Origin of the sequence: Dysosmobacter sp. Marseille-Q4140 (genome assembly GCA_018228705.1) — a bacterium.
In the GTDB taxonomy this organism is placed as follows: Bacteria; Bacillota; Clostridia; order Oscillospirales; family Oscillospiraceae; genus Oscillibacter.
In genome coordinates, this window is record CP073694.1 from 129,062 (window position 1) to 151,027 (window position 21,966).

At 66.4% G+C, this 21,966-nt stretch carries 21 protein-coding genes; 2 read left to right on the plus strand and 19 right to left on the minus strand.

Features of this window, described 5'->3' with window-relative positions:
• Positions 1-80 precede the first annotated feature (80 nt).
• Both KFE19_00605 and KFE19_00610 read left to right on the plus strand, forming a co-directional pair.
• Positions 81-833 carry an amino acid ABC transporter permease gene (locus KFE19_00605; GenBank protein QUO38064.1) on the plus strand — a complete coding sequence of 251 codons (753 nt, stop codon included), beginning with the start codon at positions 81-83 and terminating at the stop codon, positions 831-833.
• A 12-nt stretch (positions 834-845) separates the two neighbouring features.
• Positions 846-1,634, plus strand: a complete 789-nt coding sequence (locus tag KFE19_00610) for an amino acid ABC transporter ATP-binding protein (protein QUO38065.1) — start codon at positions 846-848, stop codon at positions 1,632-1,634.
• 1,220 nt (positions 1,635-2,854) lie between these two features.
• Here KFE19_00610 and KFE19_00615 read toward each other — a convergent pair.
• The 19 genes from KFE19_00615 to cdaA all read right to left on the minus strand — a co-directional run bounded on the left by KFE19_00615 (position 2,855) and on the right by cdaA (position 21,889).
• Positions 2,855-4,393, minus strand: coding sequence for a DUF3794 domain-containing protein (locus KFE19_00615; protein ID QUO38066.1), 1,539 nt, complete (start codon positions 4,391-4,393; stop codon positions 2,855-2,857).
• Between the two features lie 487 nt (positions 4,394-4,880).
• Positions 4,881-5,768 (minus strand): ribosome small subunit-dependent GTPase A, encoded by an 888-nt coding sequence (gene rsgA, locus KFE19_00620; protein ID QUO38067.1) that lies wholly within the window; start codon positions 5,766-5,768, stop codon positions 4,881-4,883.
• Positions 5,761-7,761 carry a Stk1 family PASTA domain-containing Ser/Thr kinase gene (gene pknB, locus KFE19_00625; GenBank protein ID QUO38068.1) on the minus strand — a complete coding sequence of 667 codons (2,001 nt, stop codon included), beginning with the start codon at positions 7,759-7,761 and terminating at the stop codon, positions 5,761-5,763. Before pknB ends, rsgA begins: the two co-directional genes overlap by 8 nt.
• A 16-nt stretch (positions 7,762-7,777) precedes the next feature.
• Entirely contained in the window at positions 7,778-8,515 is a 738-nt protein-coding gene (locus KFE19_00630) for a Stp1/IreP family PP2C-type Ser/Thr phosphatase (protein QUO39477.1), read from the minus strand.
• A 5-nt stretch (positions 8,516-8,520) separates the two neighbouring features.
• A complete protein-coding gene (gene rlmN / locus KFE19_00635; GenBank protein ID QUO38069.1) occupies positions 8,521-9,564 on the minus strand; it encodes a 23S rRNA (adenine(2503)-C(2))-methyltransferase RlmN in 1,044 nt (347 codons plus the stop codon).
• 13 nt (positions 9,565-9,577) lie between these two features.
• A complete protein-coding gene (gene rsmB, locus KFE19_00640; GenBank protein QUO38070.1) occupies positions 9,578-10,900 on the minus strand; it encodes a 16S rRNA (cytosine(967)-C(5))-methyltransferase RsmB in 1,323 nt (440 codons plus the stop codon).
• Positions 10,897-11,643: a zinc metallopeptidase gene (locus tag KFE19_00645; protein ID QUO38071.1), complete on the minus strand. Its 747-nt coding sequence runs from the start codon at positions 11,641-11,643 to the stop codon at positions 10,897-10,899. The genes rsmB and KFE19_00645 overlap by 4 nt, the downstream gene beginning before the upstream one ends.
• A gap of 90 nt (positions 11,644-11,733) precedes the next feature.
• Positions 11,734-12,648: a methionyl-tRNA formyltransferase gene (gene fmt / locus KFE19_00650; protein QUO38072.1), complete on the minus strand. Its 915-nt coding sequence runs from the start codon at positions 12,646-12,648 to the stop codon at positions 11,734-11,736.
• Positions 12,649-12,652: 4 nt separating this feature from the next.
• Positions 12,653-13,153, minus strand: coding sequence for a peptide deformylase (gene def / locus KFE19_00655; protein ID QUO38073.1), 501 nt, complete (start codon positions 13,151-13,153; stop codon positions 12,653-12,655).
• Positions 13,154-13,221: 68 nt separating this feature from the next.
• Positions 13,222-15,654 carry a primosomal protein N' gene (gene priA / locus KFE19_00660; GenBank protein QUO38074.1) on the minus strand — a complete coding sequence of 811 codons (2,433 nt, stop codon included), beginning with the start codon at positions 15,652-15,654 and terminating at the stop codon, positions 13,222-13,224.
• 20 nt (positions 15,655-15,674) lie between these two features.
• The gene (gene rpoZ, locus KFE19_00665) at positions 15,675-15,890 is read right to left on the minus strand and encodes a DNA-directed RNA polymerase subunit omega (protein QUO38075.1); all 216 of its coding nucleotides are present in this window, start codon (positions 15,888-15,890) and stop codon (positions 15,675-15,677) included.
• Positions 15,891-15,959: 69 nt separating this feature from the next.
• The gene (gmk, locus tag KFE19_00670; GenBank protein ID QUO38076.1) at positions 15,960-16,556 is read right to left on the minus strand and encodes a guanylate kinase; all 597 of its coding nucleotides are present in this window, start codon (positions 16,554-16,556) and stop codon (positions 15,960-15,962) included.
• A 4-nt stretch (positions 16,557-16,560) separates the two neighbouring features.
• Positions 16,561-16,818, minus strand: a complete 258-nt coding sequence (locus tag KFE19_00675; GenBank protein QUO38077.1) for a DUF370 domain-containing protein — start codon at positions 16,816-16,818, stop codon at positions 16,561-16,563.
• 7 nt (positions 16,819-16,825) lie between these two features.
• Positions 16,826-17,707: a YicC family protein gene (locus KFE19_00680; GenBank protein QUO38078.1), complete on the minus strand. Its 882-nt coding sequence runs from the start codon at positions 17,705-17,707 to the stop codon at positions 16,826-16,828.
• A gap of 24 nt (positions 17,708-17,731) precedes the next feature.
• A complete protein-coding gene (locus KFE19_00685) occupies positions 17,732-18,370 on the minus strand; it encodes a DnaJ domain-containing protein (protein ID QUO38079.1) in 639 nt (212 codons plus the stop codon).
• Positions 18,367-19,272 carry a hypothetical protein gene (locus KFE19_00690; protein ID QUO38080.1) on the minus strand — a complete coding sequence of 302 codons (906 nt, stop codon included), beginning with the start codon at positions 19,270-19,272 and terminating at the stop codon, positions 18,367-18,369. The genes KFE19_00685 and KFE19_00690 overlap by 4 nt, the downstream gene beginning before the upstream one ends.
• Positions 19,272-19,679, minus strand: a complete 408-nt coding sequence (locus KFE19_00695; GenBank protein ID QUO38081.1) for a SoxR reducing system RseC family protein — start codon at positions 19,677-19,679, stop codon at positions 19,272-19,274. Before KFE19_00695 ends, KFE19_00690 begins: the two co-directional genes overlap by 1 nt.
• A gap of 16 nt (positions 19,680-19,695) precedes the next feature.
• Positions 19,696-21,018: a hypothetical protein gene (locus tag KFE19_00700; GenBank protein QUO38082.1), complete on the minus strand. Its 1,323-nt coding sequence runs from the start codon at positions 21,016-21,018 to the stop codon at positions 19,696-19,698.
• Positions 21,005-21,889, minus strand: a complete 885-nt coding sequence (cdaA, locus tag KFE19_00705) for a diadenylate cyclase CdaA (GenBank protein QUO39478.1) — start codon at positions 21,887-21,889, stop codon at positions 21,005-21,007. Before cdaA ends, KFE19_00700 begins: the two co-directional genes overlap by 14 nt.
• Positions 21,890-21,966: the final 77 nt, after the last annotated feature.

Sequence of the window (21,966 nt, forward strand, 5' to 3'; positions counted from 1 at the left end):
CCAAGGCAGAGCGCGCCGCAAGCGCGCTCTGCCTTTCGGCGGCTTTTGCCCTACCATCATCACCCGGAGAGGACGATACCATGATCGAATTTTTCACTTCCAGCACCTTCCAAACGGTCCTGTCGGCCCTGAACAGCGGCTTCCTCAAGACGCTGCAGCTGTTCTTCATCACCCTGATCGGCGCGCTGCCCCTGGGCCTCGTCATCAGCTTCGGCTCCATGAGCCGTTGGGCGCCGCTGGGGTCCCTGCGCCGTCCCAACATGTCTCCCCTGCTCAGGAGCCTGCTGGGGCTCCGACCCATCAGCCTGGTGTGCCGTCTGCTGGTATGGATCATCCGGGGCACGCCTCTGGTGCTCCAGATCATCGCCCTGTTCTACGTGCCGGGCATGAAGGACTGGTTCCGGTGGCCCAGCGGTGAGAGCGGACGGATGACGGCCGTGTGCGTGGCCTTCATCATCAACTACGCCTGCTACTTCTCCGAGATCTACCGGGGCGGCATTCAGGGCGTGCCCCGGGGCCAGCAGGAGGCCGGCCAGGTGCTGGGCATGACCAAGAGCCAGATCTTCCGGCACATCACCCTCTTACAAATGATCAAGCGCATCGTGCCCCCCATGTCCAACGAGGTCATCACCCTGGTCAAGGACACCTCCCTGGCCCGGGTCATCGCCTTGCAGGAGGTCATCTGGATGGGCGAGTCCTTCATGAAGGGCAACTCCAACATCGCGGGCCTTACCTGGCCCCTGTTCTTCACGGCAGTCTATTACCTGATCTTCAGCGGCATCGTCACCGTGCTCTTAGGCAAGCTGGAACAAAAGCTGGCCTTCTTTCAGTAAGGAGGACCCCACATGGCAGTTTTGGAAGTACATAACATTGAAAAGCATTTCGGCGCCACCCGGGTCCTGGAGGACATCAGCTTCGATCTGGAGCAGGGCCAGGCCCTGGCCATCATCGGCTCCTCCGGCTCCGGCAAGACCACGCTGCTGCGGTGCCTGAACTTTCTGGAAAAGCCCGATGCGGGCACCATCGCGGTGAATGGCTCCGTGATCTTCGACGCCGCCGACCCCGCCACCCAGCGGGAGAGCGAGGTCCGCAAGAAGCGGCTCCACTTCGGCATGGTGTTCCAGTCCTTTAACCTCTTCCCCCAGTACACGGCGCTGAAGAACGTGACCCTGGCCAAGGAGCTCCTCAGCCAGGAGCGGCCGGACTTCAAGGAGAACAAAAGGGCCATCCTGGACGAGATCCAGGCCGAGGGCCGAGAACTGCTTCAAAAAATGGGCCTCTCCGACCGGGCCGACCACTACCCCAGCCAGCTCTCCGGCGGCCAGCAGCAGCGGGTGGCCATCGCCCGGGCCCTGGCCCTGCACCCGGACATCCTGTGCTTCGACGAGCCCACCAGCGCCCTGGACCCGGAGCTCACCGGCGAGGTGCTGAAGGTCATCCGCTCCCTGGCGGAGCAGCGGACCACCATGATCATCGTCACCCATGAGATGGCCTTTGCCCGGGACGTGGCCGACGACGTGATCTTCATGGACGGCGGCGTCATCGTGGAGCAGGGCCCCGCCCGGGAGGTCATCGAGAACCCGAAGGAGGAGCGGACGCGGCAGTTCCTCTCCCGGTACGGGGAGAACGCCTGAGGGCCTTATACGGACGCGGAAGGAGCGGGGCAAATGCCCCGCTCTTTTTTTTGCAGACAGGACCGGGCTGGTTCCTCCGGCAAGGACGGTGAGCAGGTTTGTCGGAACATGAGCCCTGGCGGAGAGCCTTCCCCCACCGGGGGAAGGTGGCATTTGCAGAGCAAATGACGGATGAGGGAACCTCGTCTGAGATGCCCCGCAGGGCCTTCTCTCCTGACAGAAATGTTGCCGAGATCCATGGCGAATCGCCTTCCCCCTTGGGGGAAGGTGGACGGCCGAAGGCCGGACGGATGAGGGGACCAGGGACTGGGAGGGTGTCGGCAGGCGCTGCCCTTACCCGGCGGGCCGGGCGGGGCCCCGCGGGGGATCCGCCCCCCATTCTCTTTTGTCTTGACAAAAGAGAATGCGCCGCGGCCGGTGGAAGAGAAAACCGCCGGAGCGGCAAAACGCCCCCTCCGGGGCTTATTTGCCGGAATACGGGGGTCGGGCGAATCGGTCCGGCGGGTGTTGATGGCCCCGTCGACCCTGCGCTATGCCCCGGTGGTCGAAATACCCAGGTGCCGCATAGATCCTGCGGCGGATAGACGTAGGAGGTAGACGATTTGGTTTGCTTCTCTTTTCGCTGCCGCTGGCCCAGTGCTAGGCGAGAACCTGAGCGGCGAACGGATCCTCCATCCACCCCTACGGTAAAATTGGGTGGTCGAGTACGAGGCAACGACATCAGCAGGTGGAACCCATGTCCCGCCGCAGCGTGCTGCCAGCTCCCATCAAATGCCTGGTGAGCGGCAGCGGAAAGCGGCGCTGGTCTATTCGTTCACCTCCCCGTCCCTCCGCCGCGGTCGTTATGCGGGAACCAGGCTCTCCAAGCGCCGGGGTAAGGCGCAGGGACGGCGGGGCCATCAACACCCGCCGCACCGATTCGCACGACCCACGCATCACGAAAGGGCGGCCCGAATGGGCCGCCCTTTCGTCAAAAGCGTTTTTCTCTTTTGGACCGGCCGCAGCCCGTTTTCTCTTTTTGCAAAAAGAGAAAATGGGGGGCGGATCCCTCCGGTAAAGCCGCGCCTCCGGAGGGCGGTCCCTCCTAAAACCTTCGCCATCCTCCGGAGGGAACGCCGCAGGATACGCTGGTACAACTCCGACCTCCCCACTCCCCTCATCCGGTCCGCTGCGCAGACCACCTTCCCCCATTGGTGGAAGGCTCAGCCGGGCCCCGTCTCTTACGCCCGCTTTCGGGGGATCAGCAGCAGCGCCTCGGCGGCGATGTCCCCCTCCGATTCCAGCTGGTTGGCGGAGAGAATGGCGGAAATGGTGGTGTTGTGGCGCTTTGCCAGATCCCAGGCCGTCTCCTGCCGCCCCAGGCACCGCAGCACCAGCGACGGCGCCCCGGCCAGGTCCTTGGGGGCGTCCGTATTGACCCGGGCGGCGGTGATGCAAACCTTCTTCACCTGGGCGGAGGCCTCTGCCTGGAACTCCACCGGGAACCGGACCTCGATCCCCCGGTCCCCCAGGCTGCCCTGGATCTCCTCGGGGCAGACGGCCCGGGCGGTGACGTGACAGTCCTCCGGCAGCTCCAGCTGGCAGCTGACGTCCACGCACCGCTCAGCCACCAGCGGCGCGCCGCCCTCGTCCAGATACAGCGCCCGGACGGTGGCCCCAGTCCGCAGCACCGCGGTGCCCCCCTCCCTGCTGACGGACACCGCTCCGCAGACGGCGGAGAGGGCCAGGATGGAGTCGGCCACCACGCCGATCTCCAGCACCTCCCGCACCGTCTGGCGGCGGCTGAGGCTCTGGGAGAAGCCTGTCAGGGTCAGGGGCGAGGCCTCGTAGCTGAGGTCGTAGGCTGTGGAGTACAGGTCGCTGAGCAGGCTGATGTCCCGCTCCTGCCGCAGCAGAGCCGCGGCGTGAAGATACAGCGTCACGGCGATGTCCCGGCCCTCGGCATCGCCGCCGTCGATCTGCATATCCGCCCCGGTCACCTGGAGCCGCACCGCGGCCTCGGTGCCCTCGGCGGCGCCGTCCACCTCCATGACCTGGGAGAAGGGCAGCTCTCCGCTGAAGGCGGCGCACTTGCCGTCGTTGGCGCGGTAGAGCAGCGAAGCGGTGAACACGCCCTTGAAGATCAGCTTGCTGCCCACCACCTTGGCCTCGGTGACGGTGCCGGCGGCCCGGCTGGTGAGGATCTCCGCCGCCCCCTCCCGGCCCGGGGAGAGGGTGAGAGTGTCGGAGAAGGTGAAGTCCTTCTCGGCCACATGGGTCAGCACCACGGCGTGCTGCCGCTCCAGGCGCTTTTCCACCCGCAGCTCCTCCGGGGCCTCCACGTCGGCGCACACCGCCACCGGCGTCCGGCGCCAGCCGGTCATCCGGGTCACCAGCTTGCAGTGGGTGAACACCTTCCGGGGGTTCAGCATCCGGGTCTCCAGGAATTCCGGCTCCGTCTCCGCCAGCACCGCCGCGCAGTCAGTGAGCCCCCGGCCGTCGCTCTCGGCGGTGAAGGGCATGGCGAACTCCAGGGTGCGGATGCCGCTCTCCCCGTCGGGGGTATAGAGCACCGTCACCCGCACAGTGCCGGTGATTTCCGCCCGGCCGTCCCGGAGTTCGCGATTGTGGATGTAGATTTTTCCCTCTGTCTCGATGATCCGCGCGATGTCCGGGCAGTAGTCCGGCACGATGGTCTCGGCGGTCTCCTCCTGGGTCACGGTCAGTTCACCGCCTGTCTCATAGGCGTCGAAGCATTTCTTTTTCAGTTCCAGTTCCATGGTCGCCCATCCTTTCCCGGCAGTCGCCTCCGGCTCCGGGCCAGTCCGCCGGGGACCGCGCCGCGCCGGGACGTCATTCTGCCAGTATCCTATGAGCGGACCGGCTGTGTTATGCCTGCACCCGGAACAGCTTCCGCAGGATGCCCCCCAGCATCTTCGGGGATTTCCAGACCACGATGCGCATACCTTCCCCTCCTCTCATCGCCGGCAGCAGGCGCAGCCGCACCCGATCAGCAGCAGCGCCACCAGAAACAGCAGCGCCCCCACGGGAAAGATGGCGGCGATCAGGATCCCGGCCCCCAGGGCCACGGCACACACGCCCATCATCCAGCAGCCTCCTCCACGAAACATACGGCTCACACCCCTTTCTCTGTTCCCAGGATATGCGGCGGCGCGGCAGGTGGTGACGGGGCGGGAGCCGGGGAAGCGGTCCCGGCGCGGAGGGATAATAAAACACGCCCGGAGCGGTCCGCTCCGGGCGCGTTCGTCATTTTTTCTTCTCCTGCCAGGCTTTGAGGGGCTTGAGCTCCTCGTACAGCCGCAGGTAGCTCTGGTGGCGGCTGGGCTGGATCTTCCCCTCCGCCAGGGCCTCCAGCACGGCACAGCCGGCCTCCTTGGTGTGGCTGCACCCGGTGAAGCGGCACCGGTCCAGATAGGGCCGGAACTCCACGAAGGTCTCCGGCAGGCGCTCCTTCCACTCCAGGTTCAGCTCCTCCGTCTCAAAGGAGGAGAAGCCCGGGGAGTCCACCACCTCCGCCCCGCATTTGAGGCGGAACAGCTCCACGTGCCGGGTGGTGTGGCGGCCCCGGCCCAGGGCCTGGCTCACATCCCCCACCTGGAGGTGGAAGTCCGGCTCCAGGGCGTTTAAAATGCTGGACTTCCCTACGCCGGAGTTGCCTGTAAAGGCAGAAAACTTGTCAGAGATCAGAGGCACCAGCTCCTCCAATCCCTCCCCGGTCTCGGCGCTGACACGGACCGTGGGGAAGCCGGAGGCGGCATAGATGCGGTAGAGATCGTCGGCGCTGTCCAGGTCGCACTTGTTCAGCACCACCACCACGCCGCAGTCCTTCAGGGCGGCGATGGCGGCCACCCGGTCGATGAGGAACGGGTCGGTTTTGGGGATGGCGCCGGAGGCGATGACCACCAGCTGGTCCACGTTGGCCACGGCGGGCCGGGCAAAGGCGTTCCGGCGGGGCTGGATGGTCTCCAGAAAGCCCTCGCCGCCGCCCAGCTCCCGGACGGTGACCCTGTCCCCCACCAGGGGGCTGACGCCCTCCTTGCGGAATTTCCCACGGGCCCGGCATGTGAGCAGTTCACTGCCGGTATCCACGTAGTAGAAGCCGCTGAGGGCCTTGATCACCCGCCCCTCAGCCATCGGTGGTAAAGGTCAGGGGGTAGGTGTTGTAATAGGCGCCGTCGATATAGACCACGGCGTTGGCAGTGCCGGTGCCGGTGATGAGCTGACCGTAGGTGCCGCCATAGTTGGCGTAGTTGATGTCAGCGTCAAACCAGACCGTATCATTGACCACGATCTGCAAATGACCGGTACCGGTGGTGGCGGGCAGCGGCACATAGAGCATGTCGGCACCCTCCTCCTGGCCGGTCTCTCCGCCGGCGCTGCTGCCCGGACCCTGGCTCACCACAAAGTTGATCTTGGTGCCTTTGGGGACCTCGGAATCCGCCGGATCAACGGAGATGATCTGTCCCTCCGGCAGGTCGCTGGGCTCATAGGTGATCTCGCCTTTCTCCAGGCCCAGGGTGCTCAGCTGATTCAGCGCCCAGTCCAGGTCGCTGCCCACGAAGTTGACCAGGGGCACCAGAGGCATGCCCTTGCTGATGACCAGCTCAATGACATCGCCCTGGTGCAGCGCCTCGCCCGACGCGGGGTCTGTGGAGATGATTTTGCTCTCGGGCACTTCCTCGCTGCTCTCCTCCTTGAGATCAAAGGTCAGCTCATACTGCTTGATGAGGTCATCCAGCTCCACCTTGGCCTCGGCATAGGTCTTGCCGGTGACGTCCCGCATGGTACCCACGTCCTCTCCGGCGCTGGTCCAGACCTCGATGGTAATGGGGAGCTCGCCCTTGACCTGCTTGGTCTCTTCCGGGTCCTGGCGGATGATGAGTCCCTCCGCCACGTCGCTGGCTTCGCTGCCCTTCTCCACGATCTTGAAGGTGCCGTCAGCCACCTGATCCAGCCGCCGGGCCTCCTCCACCGTCAAATTGGTCACATCCGGCACGATATAGGTCTGGCCGGAGGCAGATGGCGTCAGGAAGGAGGCAAAGATGGCCCGGAACAGGAAGAACACCACTGCCAATGCCGCCAGCGTACCGGCGCTCAGAAGGGCGATCCGTCCGGCCGCCGCCTTGCGGCGCTTGGGACGCCGCTCCTCCTCGTACCGGTCCCGGCGGTCGGCCTCATACCGGTCCCGGCGATCCCGCTCGGGGCTCGGGGACCGGTGGCTGCCGGTTGTGCGCAGCAGCATGGTGGGCTCGTCGCTCTCCTCCGGGCGCAGGTCGCTGAGCTCAAAGTCCAGATTGACGCCGGGGTTCTTGCGAAAGGCCTCCAGGTCGGCGATCATGGCCTCGGCCGAAGGATACCGCCGCTCCAAATCCGGAGCCATGGCCTTCATGCAGATCAGCTCCAGCTGCTCCGGAATGTCCGGGTCGATCTCCCGGGGGGCCAGAGGCACGGAGCTCAGGTGCTGGATGGCAACGGACACAGCGCTGTCCCCCTCGAAGGGCAGCCGGCCGGTGAGCATCTCATAGAGCACCACGCCGGCGGAGTAGATGTCGCTGCGGGCGTCGGTGCGGTCGCCCCGGGCCTGCTCGGGGGAGATATAGTGGACGGAGCCCAGGGCCTCCTGGGTCAGCGTCTGGGCGGCGTTTTCCAGGCACGCGATGCCGAAGTCGGCCACCTTCACGCTGCCGTCCCGCAATACCATGACGTTCTGGGGCTTGATGTCCCGGTGGACGATGCCCCGGCTGTGGGCGTGGCTCAGGCCCCGCATGATCTGGGTGATGAAGTGCAGGGACTCCCGCCAGTTCAGGCGGCCCCGCTTCTCCATGTACTGCTTGAGGGTGATGCCGTCGATCAGCTCCATGACGATATACTCCGTGTCCCCGCCCCGGGACACGTCATACACGGAGACGATGTTGGGATGGGACAGCTGGGCGACGGCCTGGGACTCGGCGTTGAAGCGGCGGCGGAAGTCCTCGTCCTGAGCCAGGTCGCTCTTGAGGATCTTCACCGCCACCAGCCGGTTGAGCCGGTGGCACTTGGCCTTGTAGACCACCGCCATGCCCCCGGTGCCGATGCGCTCCAGGATCTCATAGCGGTTGTCCAGCATTTTTCCAATGTACTGGTCCATGGTGTGCCCCCCCCCCTTACTGTTTCCGCATCAGCATCAGCACAGCGGTGACGTTGTCCGATGCGCCGCGGCTCTTGGAGATGGCCAGCAGCCGGTCCAGGCAGGAGTCGGGGCCCTCGCCGTGGATGACCTCGAAGAGCATCTCCTGGTCCGTCACCGTGTCCACCAGTCCGTCGGTGCACAGCAGCAGGTAGTCCCCCGGCGCCATGGGGCAGATGTACCCATCGCTGTCGGCGGACACGTCCGGACCCAGGGCCCGGGTGATGAGGTTGCGGTTGGGATGGCGGCGGGCCTCCTCGGCGGTGATGTCGCCCCGGTCCACCATGCTCTCCACCAGGGAGTGGTCCTTGGTGACCCGGGTGATGCCCTCGGCGGTGATGTGATAGGCCCGGCTGTCTCCCACGTTGGTAATGACGACGCCGCCGTCATAGGACACGGCAGAGACCAGGGTAGTGCCCATGTTGCGCCGCTCCTCGCTGGCCGCGGCGGCTTCCCGCACGGCCCGATTGGCCTGGGCCACCGCGCAGGCCGACAGCTCCCGCAGCTGCTCCGGCGTCATCTCCGGGCGCAGGGTGCGGCGGACGGCCTCCATAAAGGTGGCAACGGCGATATGGCTGGCCTCCTGGCCGCCGGCGGCGCCGCCCATGCCGTCGCACACCACGCAGACGGTGTGGCCGTCCACCTGGTCGGCGGCGTAGGCGTCCTGGTTCTCCTTGCGGACCAGGCCGGTGTCAGTCAGGCCCCAAACTTGCATCAGGCTCATTGGGAACACTCCCCTTTCTCATCTTCCAGCATGGCCTTCCTGCGGAGCTGTCCGCAGGAGGCGTCGATGTCTCCCCCCAGGCTCCGCCGCACAGTGGCGGTGACGCCCTGGCTCTCCAGACGCTTCTGGAAGGCCGCGATCCGGCGGGAGGGCTTGAAGGGGCTCTCCGCCACCTCGTTGAGGGGGATCAGGTTCACATGCCCCGGCATGCCCCGGAGCTTCTTGACGATCAGGTCCGCCTGCCAGTCGTGGTCGTTGACGCCGTCGATCATGGCGTACTCGAAGGAGATGCGGCGGCCGGTCTTTTTGAAATAGTCATGGCAGGCGGCGAACAGCTCCTCCACGTCGTAGGCCCGATTCACCGGCATGATCTTCGAGCGGGTCTCACTGTCCGGCGCGTGGAGGGAGACGGAGAGAGTCAGCTGCAAACCCAGCTCTGAAAGGCGCCGGATGCCCGGCACCAGCCCGCAGGTGGAGAGGGAGATGTGCCGCATCCCGATGTTCATGCTGTCCGGATGGTTCACCAGCTCCAGAAAGCGCAGGACGTTGTCGAAGTTGTCCAGAGGCTCTCCGATGCCCATGAGGACGATGTTGCTCACCTCCGCCCCGGAGTCGGTCTGGGTAAAGAGCACCTGGTCCAGCATCTCTGCCGCCGTCAGGTCCCGGACCTTGCCGGCGATGGTGGAGGCGCAGAAGGCGCAGCCCATGCGGCAGCCCGCCTGGGAGGAGATGCACACGGTGTTGCCGTGATGGTAGCGCATGAGGACGGACTCCACGCAGTTGCCGTCCCCCAGGCGCCAGAGGTACTTGATGGTGCCGTCCTGGGCGGAGACCTGTTTGCGCTCCACGGCGGGCACCGTGAAGGGATGCTCCGCCGCCAGCTTCTCCCGCAGGGCCTTGGGCAGGTTGGTCATGTCGTCATAGGAGGCGGCGCCCCGGTGGAGCCAGGAGAACACCTGCTTGCCCCGGAAGGCGGGCTCGCCCATGGCGCGGAGGGTATCGGTCACCTCCGCCTCCGTCATGGATTTCAAATCGGTCATAGAAAAACGCCTCTCAAGGGCGCCGCGTCATGCGGCAGATGTAGAACCCGTCGGTGCCGTGGCGGTGAGGCCAGAGGGTGATCTCCCCCTCCGTGGCCCCTGCGGGGTCCGGCAGGTCGAAGGGCGACAGGGAAAAGTCCGGCGTCTCCGCCAGAAACGCCCCCGTCACCTGCTGGTTCTCCTCCGGCAAAATGGTGCAGGTGGAGTAGACCAAAGTTCCGCCGGGCCGGACGTACCGGGCGGCGTTGCGGAGAATGGCGTCCTGGACGACAGGCAGAGTGAACAGGTCCTCCGCCCGCTTGTACCGGGCGTCGGGCTTCTTGCGGATGATACCGAGGCCCGAGCAGGGCGCGTCCACCAGGACGGTGTCAAAGGCCCCATCCCACTCCGGACGGAACACCTGTCCGTCGGCGGAGGCGGTCTCGATGCAGGAGATGCCGAGCCGCGCCGCGCCCTCCCGGATGCGCTTCAACTTATTCTCGTGGAGGTCGCAGGAGTGGATGCTCCCCTGATTGTCCATGGCGAAGGCGGCGGAGAAGGACTTGCCGCCGGGGGCGGCGCACACGTCCAGCACCCGGTCCCCGGGCTGTACCCCCGCGATCCGGGCCACCAGCGCCGCGGCGGCGTCCTGGACCAGGAAGTCTCCGTTTCGGAAGGGTTCCAGGGCCGTCAGGTCCCCGGCGCCGGTCAGTTCCAGGCAGCCCGGCACCCAGGCGTGGGGCTGCACCGTGACGCCCAGGGCGGTCAGGGCCGCCGTCAGGTCCTCCGCGGTGGTGCGGAGGGGGTTCACCTGGACGGTCAGGGGCGGCGGGGTGTTGTCGGCGGCGAGGAAGGCCTCCGCCTCCTCCCTGCCCAGAAGCAGCATCAGCCGCTTCACCAGCCACCTGGGGTGACTGTACCGGGTGGAGAGATACTTCACCGGGTCCTTGTCCGGAATGGGCGGCAGAGCCTCCCGCTCCCGGCCCGCCCGCCGCAGCACGGCGTTGACCAGCCCGGCGGCGGCGCCGCGGCCGCAGGATTTCGCCAGCTCCACGGACTCGTTCACCGCGGCGCTGACGGGGATCTTGTCCAGAAACAGGATCTGGTACAGCCCCAGGCGAAGGATGTCCTGGAGGGGCGGCTGGAGGTGCTCCGGCTTCTGGGAGCACCAGGCGGCGAGATAAAAGTCCAGCAGGGCCTGGTTTTGCAGCACACCGTAGACCAGGCGGCTGCACAGGGCAGCGTCGGCGCCGGTGAGGCCGTCCCGCCGGAGGGCGGGGCCCAGGGCCGCGTCGGCCCAGGCCTGGTTGGTGCGGCAGCGGCGCAGCACCTCCAGGGCAGTCCTGCGGGCGCTCATCGGCGACCTCCGTCTCCACCCCGGCCGCCGCTGCGGCCGAGGAAGATCAGTACGAACCGCAGCAGCTGCAAAAGGCTCATCAGCAGCGCGGCCACATACGTCAGCGCCGCCGCCCGCAGCACCTTGCGGGCGCCGTAGTACTCGTCCCCGTCCAGCATCCCCGTGCCCTCGATGGTCTCCAGAGCCCGGCGGGAGGCGTTGAACTCCACCGGCAGCGTCACCAGCTGGAAGAAGGTGGTGAGAGAGAACAAAATGATGCCCGCCAGAAACAGAGACTGGCTGTACAGAAACAGACCCACGAACAGCAGGATGAAAGAGAACCGGGAGCCCAGCTGGGTGGCGGGGATGATGGCGGTGCGCAGCCGCACGGGGCCGTACCCCACGGCGTACTGGACCGCGTGGCCCGCCTCGTGGGCGGCCACGCCCACCGCCGCCACCGTGGCGGCGCCGTAGACGTCCTCGGAGAGGTAGATGGTGTTGTCCCGGGGATCGTAGTGGTCGCTGAGGTGGCCCCGGCAGGGCCGGACGGGCACGCCCGCCACGCCGTTGGCCCGCAGCACCGCCTCCGCCGCCTGGGCGCCGGTGAGGCGCCGGCGGTTCATCACCTGACTGTACTGGCGGAAGTTGCCGGACACCTGGAACTGGGCCCAGACAGACAGGATGAGAACAGGGATCAGCAGCAGGAAATAGATATTGTTGGCGAGAAACTCGCCGTAGCTGTAATAGCCGTAAGAATAAGGCATGGAAAAACCTCGCAGTTAGAAAAATTCCGGAGCGGAGCCCCGACCATCCCTATTGTGACAAAAGGACCGCCCTTTTATCAAACAGCGATGTCAGACCTCCATGGGGTGGCCCAGGAGATACGCGGCGGCGCTCATGCGCCTGCCGCCCTCGGCCTGGATCTCCGTCAGGTACAGGCTCCGCCCGTCGCCGCAGGCCACCTCGATGCCCAGCTTTCCGGCGGAGAGCAGCGTGCCGGGGGCCTTGTCCGTGGCGCCGCCCGGGGCGGTGCGGTAGACCTTGAACCGCGTCCCGGCGATCTCCGCCTGGGCGCAGGGCCATGGGATCAGCCCGCGGACCTGGCAGCTGATGGCCGCCGCGCTCCGGGTCCAATCCATGGCAGAGAGCTCCCGGCCCAGCATGGGCGCATAGGTCATCTCCGCCTCGTTCTGGGGCGTCCGGTCCGCGGTGCCCGCCGCCAGGGCGGTCACGGTCTCGCTGAGGGCCTCCGCCCCCAACTGGGCAAGGCGCGCCGTCAGGGCCGGGGCGTCCTCGTCGGGGCCGATGGGGGTGGACTTTTGCAAAATGACGTCTCCGGCGTCCAGGGCTTTCGCCATATACATGATGGAGACGCCGGTGGTCTCCTCCCCGTTCAAAATGGCCCAGTTGATGGGGGCCGCGCCCCGGTACTTGGGCAGGAGCGAGGAGTGGACGTTGATGGACCCCAGGGGCGGCACCTCCAGGATCGCCTCCGGCAGCAGCTTTCCATAGGCCGCCACCACCGTCAGCTCCGGCGCCAGGCCCTTCACCAGCTCCAACGCGGCCTCGTCCCGCAGCGTGACGGGCTGGTACACGTCCAGGCCGACTGACAAGGCATATTCCTTTACAGGAGAGAAGGTCACCTTATGGCCCCGGTTCCGGGGTTTGTCCGGCTGGGTCAGCACGCCGCAGATGGTGTGCCCCTCCTCCACCAGGCGGTGCAGGGAGGCCACGGCGAACTCCGGCGTGCCCATGAACAGGATGCGCATGGGCTCACTCCCCCTCTTCTTCCCGCTCCAGATACTCCCGCAGCTCCTGGTCGGAGAGGAAGTGGTCCACGTGCTCCACGAACAGGTGGCCGTCCAGATGCTCGATCTCGTGGCAGAAGGCCCGGGCGGTGAGACCCTCGGCCTCCACCTCGAAGGGGCGGCCGTAGCGGTCCTGGGCCCGGACCCGGACCACGTTGGGCCGGGTGACGATGCCCCACTTGCCGGGCACGCTGAGGCAACCCTCCAGGCCGGTCTGCTCCCCGCTGGTGGCCACGATCTCCGGGTTCACCAGCTCGATATACTCCTCGGAGCCCTCGTCCAGCACCACGCACACCCGCCGCAGCACCCCCACCTGGGGCGCTGCCAGTCCGGCGCCGTTGGCGTCGGAGAGCGTCTCGATCAGATCGTCCAGCAGCGCGTGCAGCCGGGGGTTGAACTCCGTCACCGGGCGGCAGACCTTCTCCAGGCACTCCTCGCCCTGTTCCACGATTTTCCGCAAAGCCATATGTCTGAAACCTCCCTTGATCCATGGGCCGTCTCCGGCCCCGGGGCGCCGCGGCGCCCCGCCGTATATTATTCCATGCTGTTGCACTCCACAAACAAATGGATGCCCCGGTTGGCCCGGTCGGCGGAAAAGTCCCGCAGCAGGGCCCGGATGTGGGCCCTGGCGGCGGCGTCGTTCCGGCCCACCAGCAGGCAGTGATACCGATAGCGGTTGTTGAGCTTCACCACCGGCGCCGGAGCGGGGCCCAGGGCCTCCGTATCCGCCATGTCCGGCGCCCGGCACAGCCCGTCCAGGGCCTGCCGCACCCGGGCGGCGGCGCGGAGCACCACGCCCTCCTCGGGGCCGGAGACGGTGAAGGTGAAGAGATCTGCAAAGGGCGGACAGCGGCGCAGCCGCCGCATCCGGATCTCGCCCTGGTAAAAGCTCTGATAGTCCTGCCGGGCGGCGCAGCGGATCACGTCGTTTTCCGGCGCGTAGGTCTGGATGACCGCCCGGCCCCGGCTGCCGCCCCGGCCGGCCCGGCCCACCACCTGGGTCAGCAGGCTGAAGGTCCGCTCGGCGGCGCGGTAGTTGTCCACGTACAGGCTCAGGTCCGCTGCCAGCACGCCCACCAGCGTCACACCGGGGAAGTCCAGGCCCTTGGCTACCATTTGGGTGCCCAGCAGGATGGGCACCCGCTCCTCCCGGAACCGCCGCAGGATGGGCTCGTGGCCGGAGGCGGCGGTGTCCGCGTCCAGCCGCAGGACCTCCGTCCCGGGAAACAGCTGCCGCAGCTCCTCCTCCACCTTCTGAGTTCCGCTGCCCACGTGCTTCAAAAGACCTCCGCACACCGGACACCGCTCCGGCGAGCGCTCGGAGTGGCCGCAGTGGTGGCACATGAGCCGCCCGTTGGCGGAGTGATACGTCAGGGGCACGCTGCACCGGGGACACTGGGGGACCTCCCCGCACTCTCCGCAAAGGAGCATGCGGCTGCTGCCCCGGCGGTTGAGAAACAAAATGCTCTGCTCGCCCCGGTCCAGGTTCTCCGCCAGCTCCCGCCGCAGCACCGCGCCGATGGAGCCGCTGTTGCCATTGCGGATCTCCTGGCGCAGGTCGGCGATGACCACCTCCGGCAGCGGACGGCGGTTGTAGCGCTCCGTCAGCTCCACCCGGTGATACACGCCCTGCTCCGCCGCCCAGGCGGTCTCCACCGACGGGGTGGCGGAGCCCAGCACCAGCACGGCCTTGTCCCGGCCGCAGAGGTACTTGGCTACGTCCCGGGCGTGGTAGCGGGGGGCGTTTTCCGACTGGTAGCCGCTCTCCTGCTCCTCGTCCAGAATAACGAGGCCCAGGTTTTTCAGCGGCGCGAACACCGCTGAGCGGGTGCCCAGCACCACCTTGACCTCCCCCCGGCGGATGCGCTTCCACTGGTCGTACCGCTCCGTCACCCGCAGGGCACTGTGGATCATGGCCACGGCGTCTCCGAACCGGGCGGAGAAGCGGCGCATCATCTGGGGCGTCAGCACGATCTCCGGCACCAGCACCAGCGCGGTGCGCCCCCGTTCCAGGGCATCGGCCACCAGGTGCAGATACACCAGGGTCTTGCCGCTGCCGGTGACGCCCTGCAAAAGGACCGCCTCCGGCCTGCCCGTGTCCGCCAGGACACGGATGGCCGCATAGGCGGCGGCCTGCTCCGCCGTCAGCACGGCGGGGGGCTCCGGCGCCGCGGTGTCCGTGGGGACCCGCAGCTCCTCCTCCGCCGTCAGGGTCACGAGGCCGGCCCGCTCCATGGCCCGCAGCGTGGACATGGCGGCGCCGGTGAAATAGCACACGTCGGCAGCGGGGATGGGCCCGGAGGCGGAGAGCAGCTCCACCACCGCCCGGCGAACCGGTGCCCGGCGGTGGGCCAGCTGGTCCAGGGCCTCTCCGGCGTCCGCCGCCAGGCCGGCCATGAACCGCATCCGGTCTCCGGCCTTGCGGCGGGCGTCGGTCTCGTGGACCACAGCCCCCTCCTTCTCCAGTGCCCGCAGCACGGTGCCCGCGCCGCTTCCGCAGGCCGCTTCCAAAGCCGCCTGCTCCGCCCTGCCGCCGGCGGCGCGGAGCGCCTCCAGGACCGCCCGGGCCGCCGGGGACAGCCCTTCTTCCGAAACAGGCTCTGTCAGCTGCCAGATCTCCCGGAGGCGGAACCACAGCCCCGCCGGCAGCAGCGTCCTGGCCGCCTCGAATACCGTGCAGAAGTACCGGCCCCGCAGCCACAGCGCCAGGGCGATGCCGTCCGCGTCCAGCACCGGCTCAGGGTCCAGTACCGCCGTCAGGGGCTTGAGGCCGGGGATCTTCTCCCCCTCGCCCCGGGCCAGGATCAGCCCCTCGCTGGTGCGGTTGCCCCGGCCGAAGGGGACCGTGACCCGGGCGCCGGGCAGGGCCGCTTCCAGCCACCGCTCCGGCACCAGATAGTCATAGGGCTTATCAATGGAATAGGGCGCGGCGCTGACCGCGACCTTTACGATGACAGCGGTCTCCATGCCTCGCCCTCCTCCGTGTCTCAGTCCTCCCGGATGGTCAGATCCATGCCCCTGGCGTCCAGCCGGCCCTCAGCCACCTCGTTGATGGCCATGGTGACGGGCTTTTCCTCCAGATGCTCCTCGGCCGCCTCGGCGGCGTCGGCGATCTGGCGGGCCCGGCGGGCCACCACATTCACCAGCATGTAGCGGTTGGGCACATAAGAGGTCAGTTTGTTCATAGCGGGATACAGCATCATAACACAACACATCCATTCTGCCTGTTCAGGCGGTCAAATTTAGTATGGGAAAACCGGGGAAAACGGGCCTCAGCGGCCGTTGATGATCTCCATCCGCTCCCGGGGCTTGCAGTGCTCCGCCGTCATGATGGCGTTGAGCTCGCCCACGGCGTTCTCCACCGTGTCATTGATGACGAAGTAATCGTAGGTGTGGGCCGTCTGGAATTCCACCTTGGCCCGCAGAAGGCGCTTTTGGATCTTTTCCGGGCTGTCGGTGCCCCGCTCGGTGAGGCGCCGCTCCAGCTCCGACCAGCTGGGCGGGGCGATGAAGATACGCACCGTGTCGGGCCGCTTGCTGGTGACCTGGATGGCACCCTGGACCTCGATGTCCAAAATCACGTCCTTGCCCTGCTCCATGGCCTCGTCCACATAGCGCTTGGGCGTTCCGTAGAAGTTGCCCACATACTCGGCGTACTCCAGGAACTGCTCCTTGGCGATCCACTTGCGGAAGGAGTCCACGTCCATGAAGTGGTAGTGGACGCCGTCCAGCTCGCCGGGCCGGGGGTCGCGGGTGGTGGCGGAGACAGAGAAGTACAGGTTTTTCCGGGATTCCAGCAGGGCGGCGAGCACCGTGCTCTTGCCCACGCCGGAGGGGCCGGAAATGATGAACGTCTTGCCTTTTCGCATGGTTTCAATCCCTTTCCTCAGTAGCTGGCTCTCCCTGGAGCCGCTGGCCGAACCGCTCCGGCGGCAGGGCCGATAAGATCACATGGTCGCTGTCCATGATGAAGATGGAGGCGGTCTTGCGGCCGTAGGTGGCGTCGATCAGCATGCCCCGCTCCCGGGACTCCTGGATCATGCGCTTGATGGGCGCCGAGTCCGGCCCCACCACGGCGATGACCCGCTGGGCGGAGACCAGGCTGCCGAAGCCGATGTTGATGAGCTTCATGGCCGCCTCACTCCACATTCTGGACCTGCTCGCGCATCTTCTCCACCTCGGCCTTGAGGCCCACCACCACCTGGGCGATGGCCACGTCCGAGCACTTGGAGCCGATGGTGTTGGACTCGCGGTTGACCTCCTGGATCAGGAAGTCCATCTTCCGGCCCATGGGCTCGTCGCTCTGGAGCATGGTGCGCAGCTGGGCCACGTGGCTCCGCAGGCGCACGGTCTCCTCGTCCACGGCCACCTTGTCGGCGTAGATGGCGGCCTCGGTCAGGATGCGCTGGGGGTCCACGGTGGCGCTTTGCAGCACCTCCTGCATCCGGGCGGTGAGCTTGGCCCGGTACTCCGCCACGGTCTGGGGGGACCGCTCCTCCACCTGGGCGGTATAGGCCTCGATGGCGTCCAGGCGGTTTGCGATGTCCTCGGCCAGCTTCTGTCCCTCCACGGCACGCATGGCGTGATAGGCGGCCAGGGCTTCCTCCAGTACGGCGCAGAGATCGGCGCTGACGGTCTCCAGATCCTCGTCGGCCTTGGTGACGGTCAGCACATCGGGAAAGCGGGCCAGGGTCTCCGGCGTCACCTTATAGGCCGTGGGGCCGCAGACCTCCGCCAGCTCTCCCAAGGCGGCGGCGTACTGAGCCGCCAGCTCCCGGTTCACCGTGACCTTTGCCACATCCGCGGCAGAGGCGTCCACAGTGACGAACACGTCCACCTTGCCACGGGAGACGCTTTTCTGCACGGTCTGCTTCACCGCGTCCTCGGCGAAGGCGTACATCCGGGGCATTTTCACCGTGCAGTCCAGATACCGGTTGTTGACGGAGCGGACCTCCACGGTGATGTCCCGCTTGTTGAGGGTCTGCCGGGCCCGGCCGTAGCCGGTCATGCTTTTGATCATGGTTCTTCCTCCCTTTCACCTGGCTCAGCAGCAGAAGTAGTAGCCGCCGCCGTTGCACAGGGTATAGGCACAGCACAGCGTCAGACAGGGGTTGGCCGTGCACATATCGGTTCCGAAGGTGCGCCCCTCCGGGTGGTAGGTGGTCTCTCCGGCGTGGTCCATGAACTCCAGGGCCCGGCGGTATTCGGCGTTGCCCGGGTCCATCTGGCAGGCGGTCTGGTAATACCGGTGGGCCTCGTCCATCCAGCCCCGGCGGTAGCACACGGCCCCCCGCAGAAAGTTCCACTCGGCGTTGTGGTCGCTGTAATTGGCCAGCAGCGCCTCCGCCCGGGTCAGATCGCCGGTGGAAATGGCGATGCGCACCTGCTGCAATACGGAGCTGGAGCCCGCGTAGGAGCCGGAGTATCCCCCGTATCCGCCATAGCTGCCGCCGTAGCCGGAGGCCGACGAGGAGGACGACCCGCCGCCCTTGCTGCCCCGTTCCTTGGTGATCTGCTCGTAAGCGGCGTTGATCTCCTTCATCTTCTCCTGAGCCAGGTCCGCCAGGGGATTGTCATGATAATTGTCCGGATGGTACTTTCTGGCCAGATTCAGATAGGCCTTTTTCACTTCCGCATCCGTGGCCGTCTCCGGCACACCCAGGATCTTGTAGGGATCGTTCATGTGGTTTCCTCAACATTCTTGTGTTTCTCTTTGTATCTGCCCCGGACCGCCGCCCGGAAGGTGCCGTCCAACACCGCCCGGCCCACCTGGAAGAGGCTGCCGTAGAAGGTGGCCTCCAGCAGGGGCGACCATACGCCGAAGTCCCAGAGCTCATAGGCGGTGGTCATCATGCGGATGGAGTGGTCCAGTGTGGCGGAAAACGCCTGCCGGGCCTCCGCCGTCCAGACGCCGTTTCTCAGGCCGTAGCGCAGTGCCACGGGGTTATAATTCCCGGAGGCGGCGTCTTTTTTCAGATCGTCCGCCGCGTCCACCAGGTATACCCAGCGGCCCAGGTGGTAGAGGATCTGCTCCAGCACCCGGCGGCGAATGGGATCATCCACCTCCGCTGCGGCACCGGAGAGCAGAGCTGCAAAGGCGTCTGCCGGCGGGTCCAGGGCCGGGCAGTTCTCCGCCTCCAGCCGCGAGAGGATCTCCAGCTGGCGCCGCACGGCCTGGTCGAACCGGGGACGGCGCTCCGCCGCCCGGCGGTAGGCCCGGTGCAAAGCGGCGCCGCCAGCCCGGTACGGCAGGCCCTTGAGTGAGCCGTGGTCCGCCACGCCGTCCCGGGCCTGCCACCAGGCCAGGATCACGCTCTCGTCCGCGGCCAGAGCCAGGGCCGGCGTCTCAGGCTGGAACTCCCTGGGGCGCAGGGGGCTCACCGGGCACCGGGACCGCTCCGGCGCCCCCTCCTCCCGGTCCGAGAGGAGGATGGCCAGGTAGGTGAAATCGTAGTTCAGGATAAATCGCTCCGTCAGGCCGTACCGCCGGCCCAGGGTATGGCAGAGGCCGCAGTAGGCCCGGCGGAACCGCTCCGTCTCCGCCTGGGGCAGCTCCCCCAGAGGCGGACGCACATAGCCGACCATCAGAACAGCCGGACGATGGTGAAGCGGAGGCCGCCCTGCCTGCGCAGCCGGCGGTCGTAAGCCACGGCGATCAGGATGCCCAGCACAAAGCCGATACCGCCAAACAGGTAGCGGATGGGTGCGCTGGCCACAGCGATGGTGGCGAAGTATCCCACCAGGAACAGTACCACCGGCGTCAGGTACACCAGGGCCACGATGCCCAGCATTTTCTGGGTGTCGCTCTGGACCACCACCTTCTGCCCGGGCTTGGCCCCGATGGGGTTGGCCGCCCGGGCCTGCACGGCGGCGCCGGTGACGCCGCAGCCGGCGCACTCCTCGCAGTCGTGCCCGCAGGCGGACTTCCGTGGTACGGAGATCACGGCGTAATCCCCGGCCAAGAGACGTTCTACTGTTGCGATTTGGGTCATGTTTCTTCGTTCTCCTTTATGTTGGGGAGGGCTCTCCGGTCTCCCCGCCGGAGGGGGTCTCCTCCTCCGGCGGTTCCTCCTGGTCCGGCGTCTCCTCCTGCCCGTCCCGCAGGGTGACGCGGATCTGATACGTCCCGCTGACGCCCAGGTCCCCCTTCTCCGACCGGATGGTCACGGGCACGGTGTAGGTCCCGGCGGCGGCACTGAAATCCGTCAGATCCGCCACAGCCACCAGATCGTCGCCGGTGACGGCGTCCACGTCGGCGCTGGTGCCGAAGATGATCACCGTCAGCTGCTCTGTGAGGATGCTGGCGGTCTTTCCGGCCGGTACGTTCTCACACTGGATGCGGGTGGTGGTCAGCGGTACGCTCTTCATGTCCTTGAAGGAGATGGTCAGCGTGGCCTTTGTGACGCCGCTGAGGTTCTCGCAGCCCTCCGGCAGCGGGATGGTGTAGCTGTACCGGGTGTTGTCGTCCAGGGAGGCCAGGTCGAACTCGTCCAGCACGATGGTCTCCACGTCCCGCAGCAAGTCCGCGTCGCCGGAAACCAGGATGCTCCTGGGCTCGATGTTGTACTCCACGTTCCGCAGACGGGCACCGGGCGACTCCAGGAAGTCCATGGTCAGCGTCAGCTCCTTGGTGACATTCACCGGCAGCGTGGCCGTGATGGTGTCCACAGTGGGATGGATGCCCTCGCCGGAGAGGAGCTGGTCGTTTTCATCGTAGTACTGGAACTCCAGATCCTCGGTGACGGTAGAGGTGGCGTTGTCATAGTTCAGGACCACCTTGACGTAGCTGACCGGATCGATGTCCTCCTGCTGGCCCCGGATCTCTACCACAGAGGGAGACAGCTGCAGTTCACCGGCGGAGTAGCCCTCGGCCACAGTGCCCACCCGCTCGCAGCGGACCTCCACCTCCTTGTGGTAGAGCTCCCCGATGTTGACGGTGGCCATGGAGGGAGAGGTGGATTTCTTGGTGATGCCCTCGGCTTCATTATTGTAAAAGATACTGATGGTGACCCGCTGGGTGCCGGTCTCCGTCACGTCGATCAGATCCGCGGAGGCCCGGACGGCAGAGCGGTCCAGACTGGTGCTGTTCCAGCGGGTGGCGACCAGCTTCACATCCACAGTCTGGGTGGTGCCCTCTTCCAGCAGCATCAGTCCCCGCTGGGCAAGGACCGTGTCGGTGCTGAGGTATTCGATGGGGATATCCTTGATCTCGATCTCCACCAGTTCCCCGCCGGTCACATCCACGAAAATCCACAGCGTCACGGCGACCAGGCACGACAGGACCAAAAAGATGATCTTCTGCTTGTCCATCTTCTTGTTACGTTCCGTCATTGCCGCCACCTCCTTTTCCGGTGCGCAGCAGCCGGGCCAGGCCGAAGCGCTGCTTGTCCCCGTCGGACTCCTCCTGCGGGAGCAGCTCGTTCCGCAGGAGGTTCTCCAGGGTCTCCGGCTTGAGGTGCCGCTTGAGCATCCCGCCGATGGCCACGGAGATGGAGCCGGTCTCCTCCGACACGATGACCACCACCGCGTCGGAGTTCTCGCTCATGCCGATGCCGGCCCGGTGCCGCATGCCCAGGTCCCGGCTGAGGTTCACATTTTTGCTCAGGGGCAGCATGCAGCCGGCCCCCAGCATCCGCCCGTGGCGGATGATGACGGCGCCGTCGTGCATGGGAGCCTTGACGAAAAAGATGTTCTTCAGCAGCTCGCTGGACACGGCGGCGTCCAGCATGGTGCCGCTGCGGACCATGTCGTCCAGCAGAATCTCCCGCTCGAACACGATCAGGGCGCCGGTGCGGGTCTGGGACATCTCCGTGCAGGCCAGCACCGTCTGGCCGATGGTCTGCTCCATGGTGCTGCCGCCCTCCATATGGCTGAAAAAGCCGATGAAGCGGCGGGAGCCCATCTCCTCCAGGATCCGGCGGATCTCCGGCTGGAAGAGGATGATGAGGGCCAGCACGCCCACCTGGACCATGCGGCTCATCAGATAGTAGATGCTGTTGAGCTGCAGCACATAGGAAAGCAGCAGCGCCGCGAAGAACACGAACAGGCCCTTGAGCAGGCTGGCAGCCCGGGTGGTGCGCATCAGGGCCAGAATTTTATACAGGACGAACACCAGGATGGCGATGTCCAGAATGTCGGTGACCTGTACGGTCAGCAGATACCGCCCAATGCGGATCGGCAGCTCTGCCAATTCCGCCGACAGCTCCGCGAAGGTGATCGTGGGTCGCATGTTGACGTCATCATCCCTTTCAGGCCATGAATACAATACATTGTATTATA

What these genes read in the sequence shown, in the direction of transcription:
- KFE19_00645 (QUO38071.1), bottom strand. Translation starts at nt 11,643, where the DNA reads ATGCCTTATTCTTACGGCTATTACAGCTACGGCGAGTTTCTCGCCAAC.
- KFE19_00695 (QUO38081.1), bottom strand. Translation starts at nt 19,679, where the DNA reads ATGACCCAAATCGCAACAGTAGAACGTCTCTTGGCCGGGGATTACGCC.
- KFE19_00685 (QUO38079.1), bottom strand. Translation starts at nt 18,370, where the DNA reads ATGAACGATCCCTACAAGATCCTGGGTGTGCCGGAGACGGCCACGGAT.
- def (QUO38073.1), bottom strand. Translation starts at nt 13,153, where the DNA reads ATGGCTTTGCGGAAAATCGTGGAACAGGGCGAGGAGTGCCTGGAGAAG.
- KFE19_00605 (QUO38064.1), top strand. Translation starts at nt 81, where the DNA reads ATGATCGAATTTTTCACTTCCAGCACCTTCCAAACGGTCCTGTCGGCC.
- fmt (QUO38072.1), bottom strand. Translation starts at nt 12,648, where the DNA reads ATGCGCATCCTGTTCATGGGCACGCCGGAGTTCGCCGTGGCCTCCCTG.
- KFE19_00630 (QUO39477.1), bottom strand. Translation starts at nt 8,515, where the DNA reads ATGCAAGTTTGGGGCCTGACTGACACCGGCCTGGTCCGCAAGGAGAAC.
- rpoZ (QUO38075.1), bottom strand. Translation starts at nt 15,890, where the DNA reads ATGATGCTGTATCCCGCTATGAACAAACTGACCTCTTATGTGCCCAAC.
- KFE19_00690 (QUO38080.1), bottom strand. Translation starts at nt 19,272, where the DNA reads ATGGTCGGCTATGTGCGTCCGCCTCTGGGGGAGCTGCCCCAGGCGGAG.
- pknB (QUO38068.1), bottom strand. Translation starts at nt 7,761, where the DNA reads ATGGACCAGTACATTGGAAAAATGCTGGACAACCGCTATGAGATCCTG.
- rsgA (QUO38067.1), bottom strand. Translation starts at nt 5,768, where the DNA reads ATGGCTGAGGGGCGGGTGATCAAGGCCCTCAGCGGCTTCTACTACGTG.
- KFE19_00700 (QUO38082.1), bottom strand. Translation starts at nt 21,018, where the DNA reads ATGACGGAACGTAACAAGAAGATGGACAAGCAGAAGATCATCTTTTTG.
- KFE19_00675 (QUO38077.1), bottom strand. Translation starts at nt 16,818, where the DNA reads ATGAAGCTCATCAACATCGGCTTCGGCAGCCTGGTCTCCGCCCAGCGG.
- KFE19_00615 (QUO38066.1), bottom strand. Translation starts at nt 4,393, where the DNA reads ATGGAACTGGAACTGAAAAAGAAATGCTTCGACGCCTATGAGACAGGC.
- rsmB (QUO38070.1), bottom strand. Translation starts at nt 10,900, where the DNA reads ATGAGCGCCCGCAGGACTGCCCTGGAGGTGCTGCGCCGCTGCCGCACC.
- priA (QUO38074.1), bottom strand. Translation starts at nt 15,654, where the DNA reads ATGGAGACCGCTGTCATCGTAAAGGTCGCGGTCAGCGCCGCGCCCTAT.
- KFE19_00680 (QUO38078.1), bottom strand. Translation starts at nt 17,707, where the DNA reads ATGATCAAAAGCATGACCGGCTACGGCCGGGCCCGGCAGACCCTCAAC.
- rlmN (QUO38069.1), bottom strand. Translation starts at nt 9,564, where the DNA reads ATGACCGATTTGAAATCCATGACGGAGGCGGAGGTGACCGATACCCTC.
- KFE19_00610 (QUO38065.1), top strand. Translation starts at nt 846, where the DNA reads ATGGCAGTTTTGGAAGTACATAACATTGAAAAGCATTTCGGCGCCACC.
- gmk (QUO38076.1), bottom strand. Translation starts at nt 16,556, where the DNA reads ATGCGAAAAGGCAAGACGTTCATCATTTCCGGCCCCTCCGGCGTGGGC.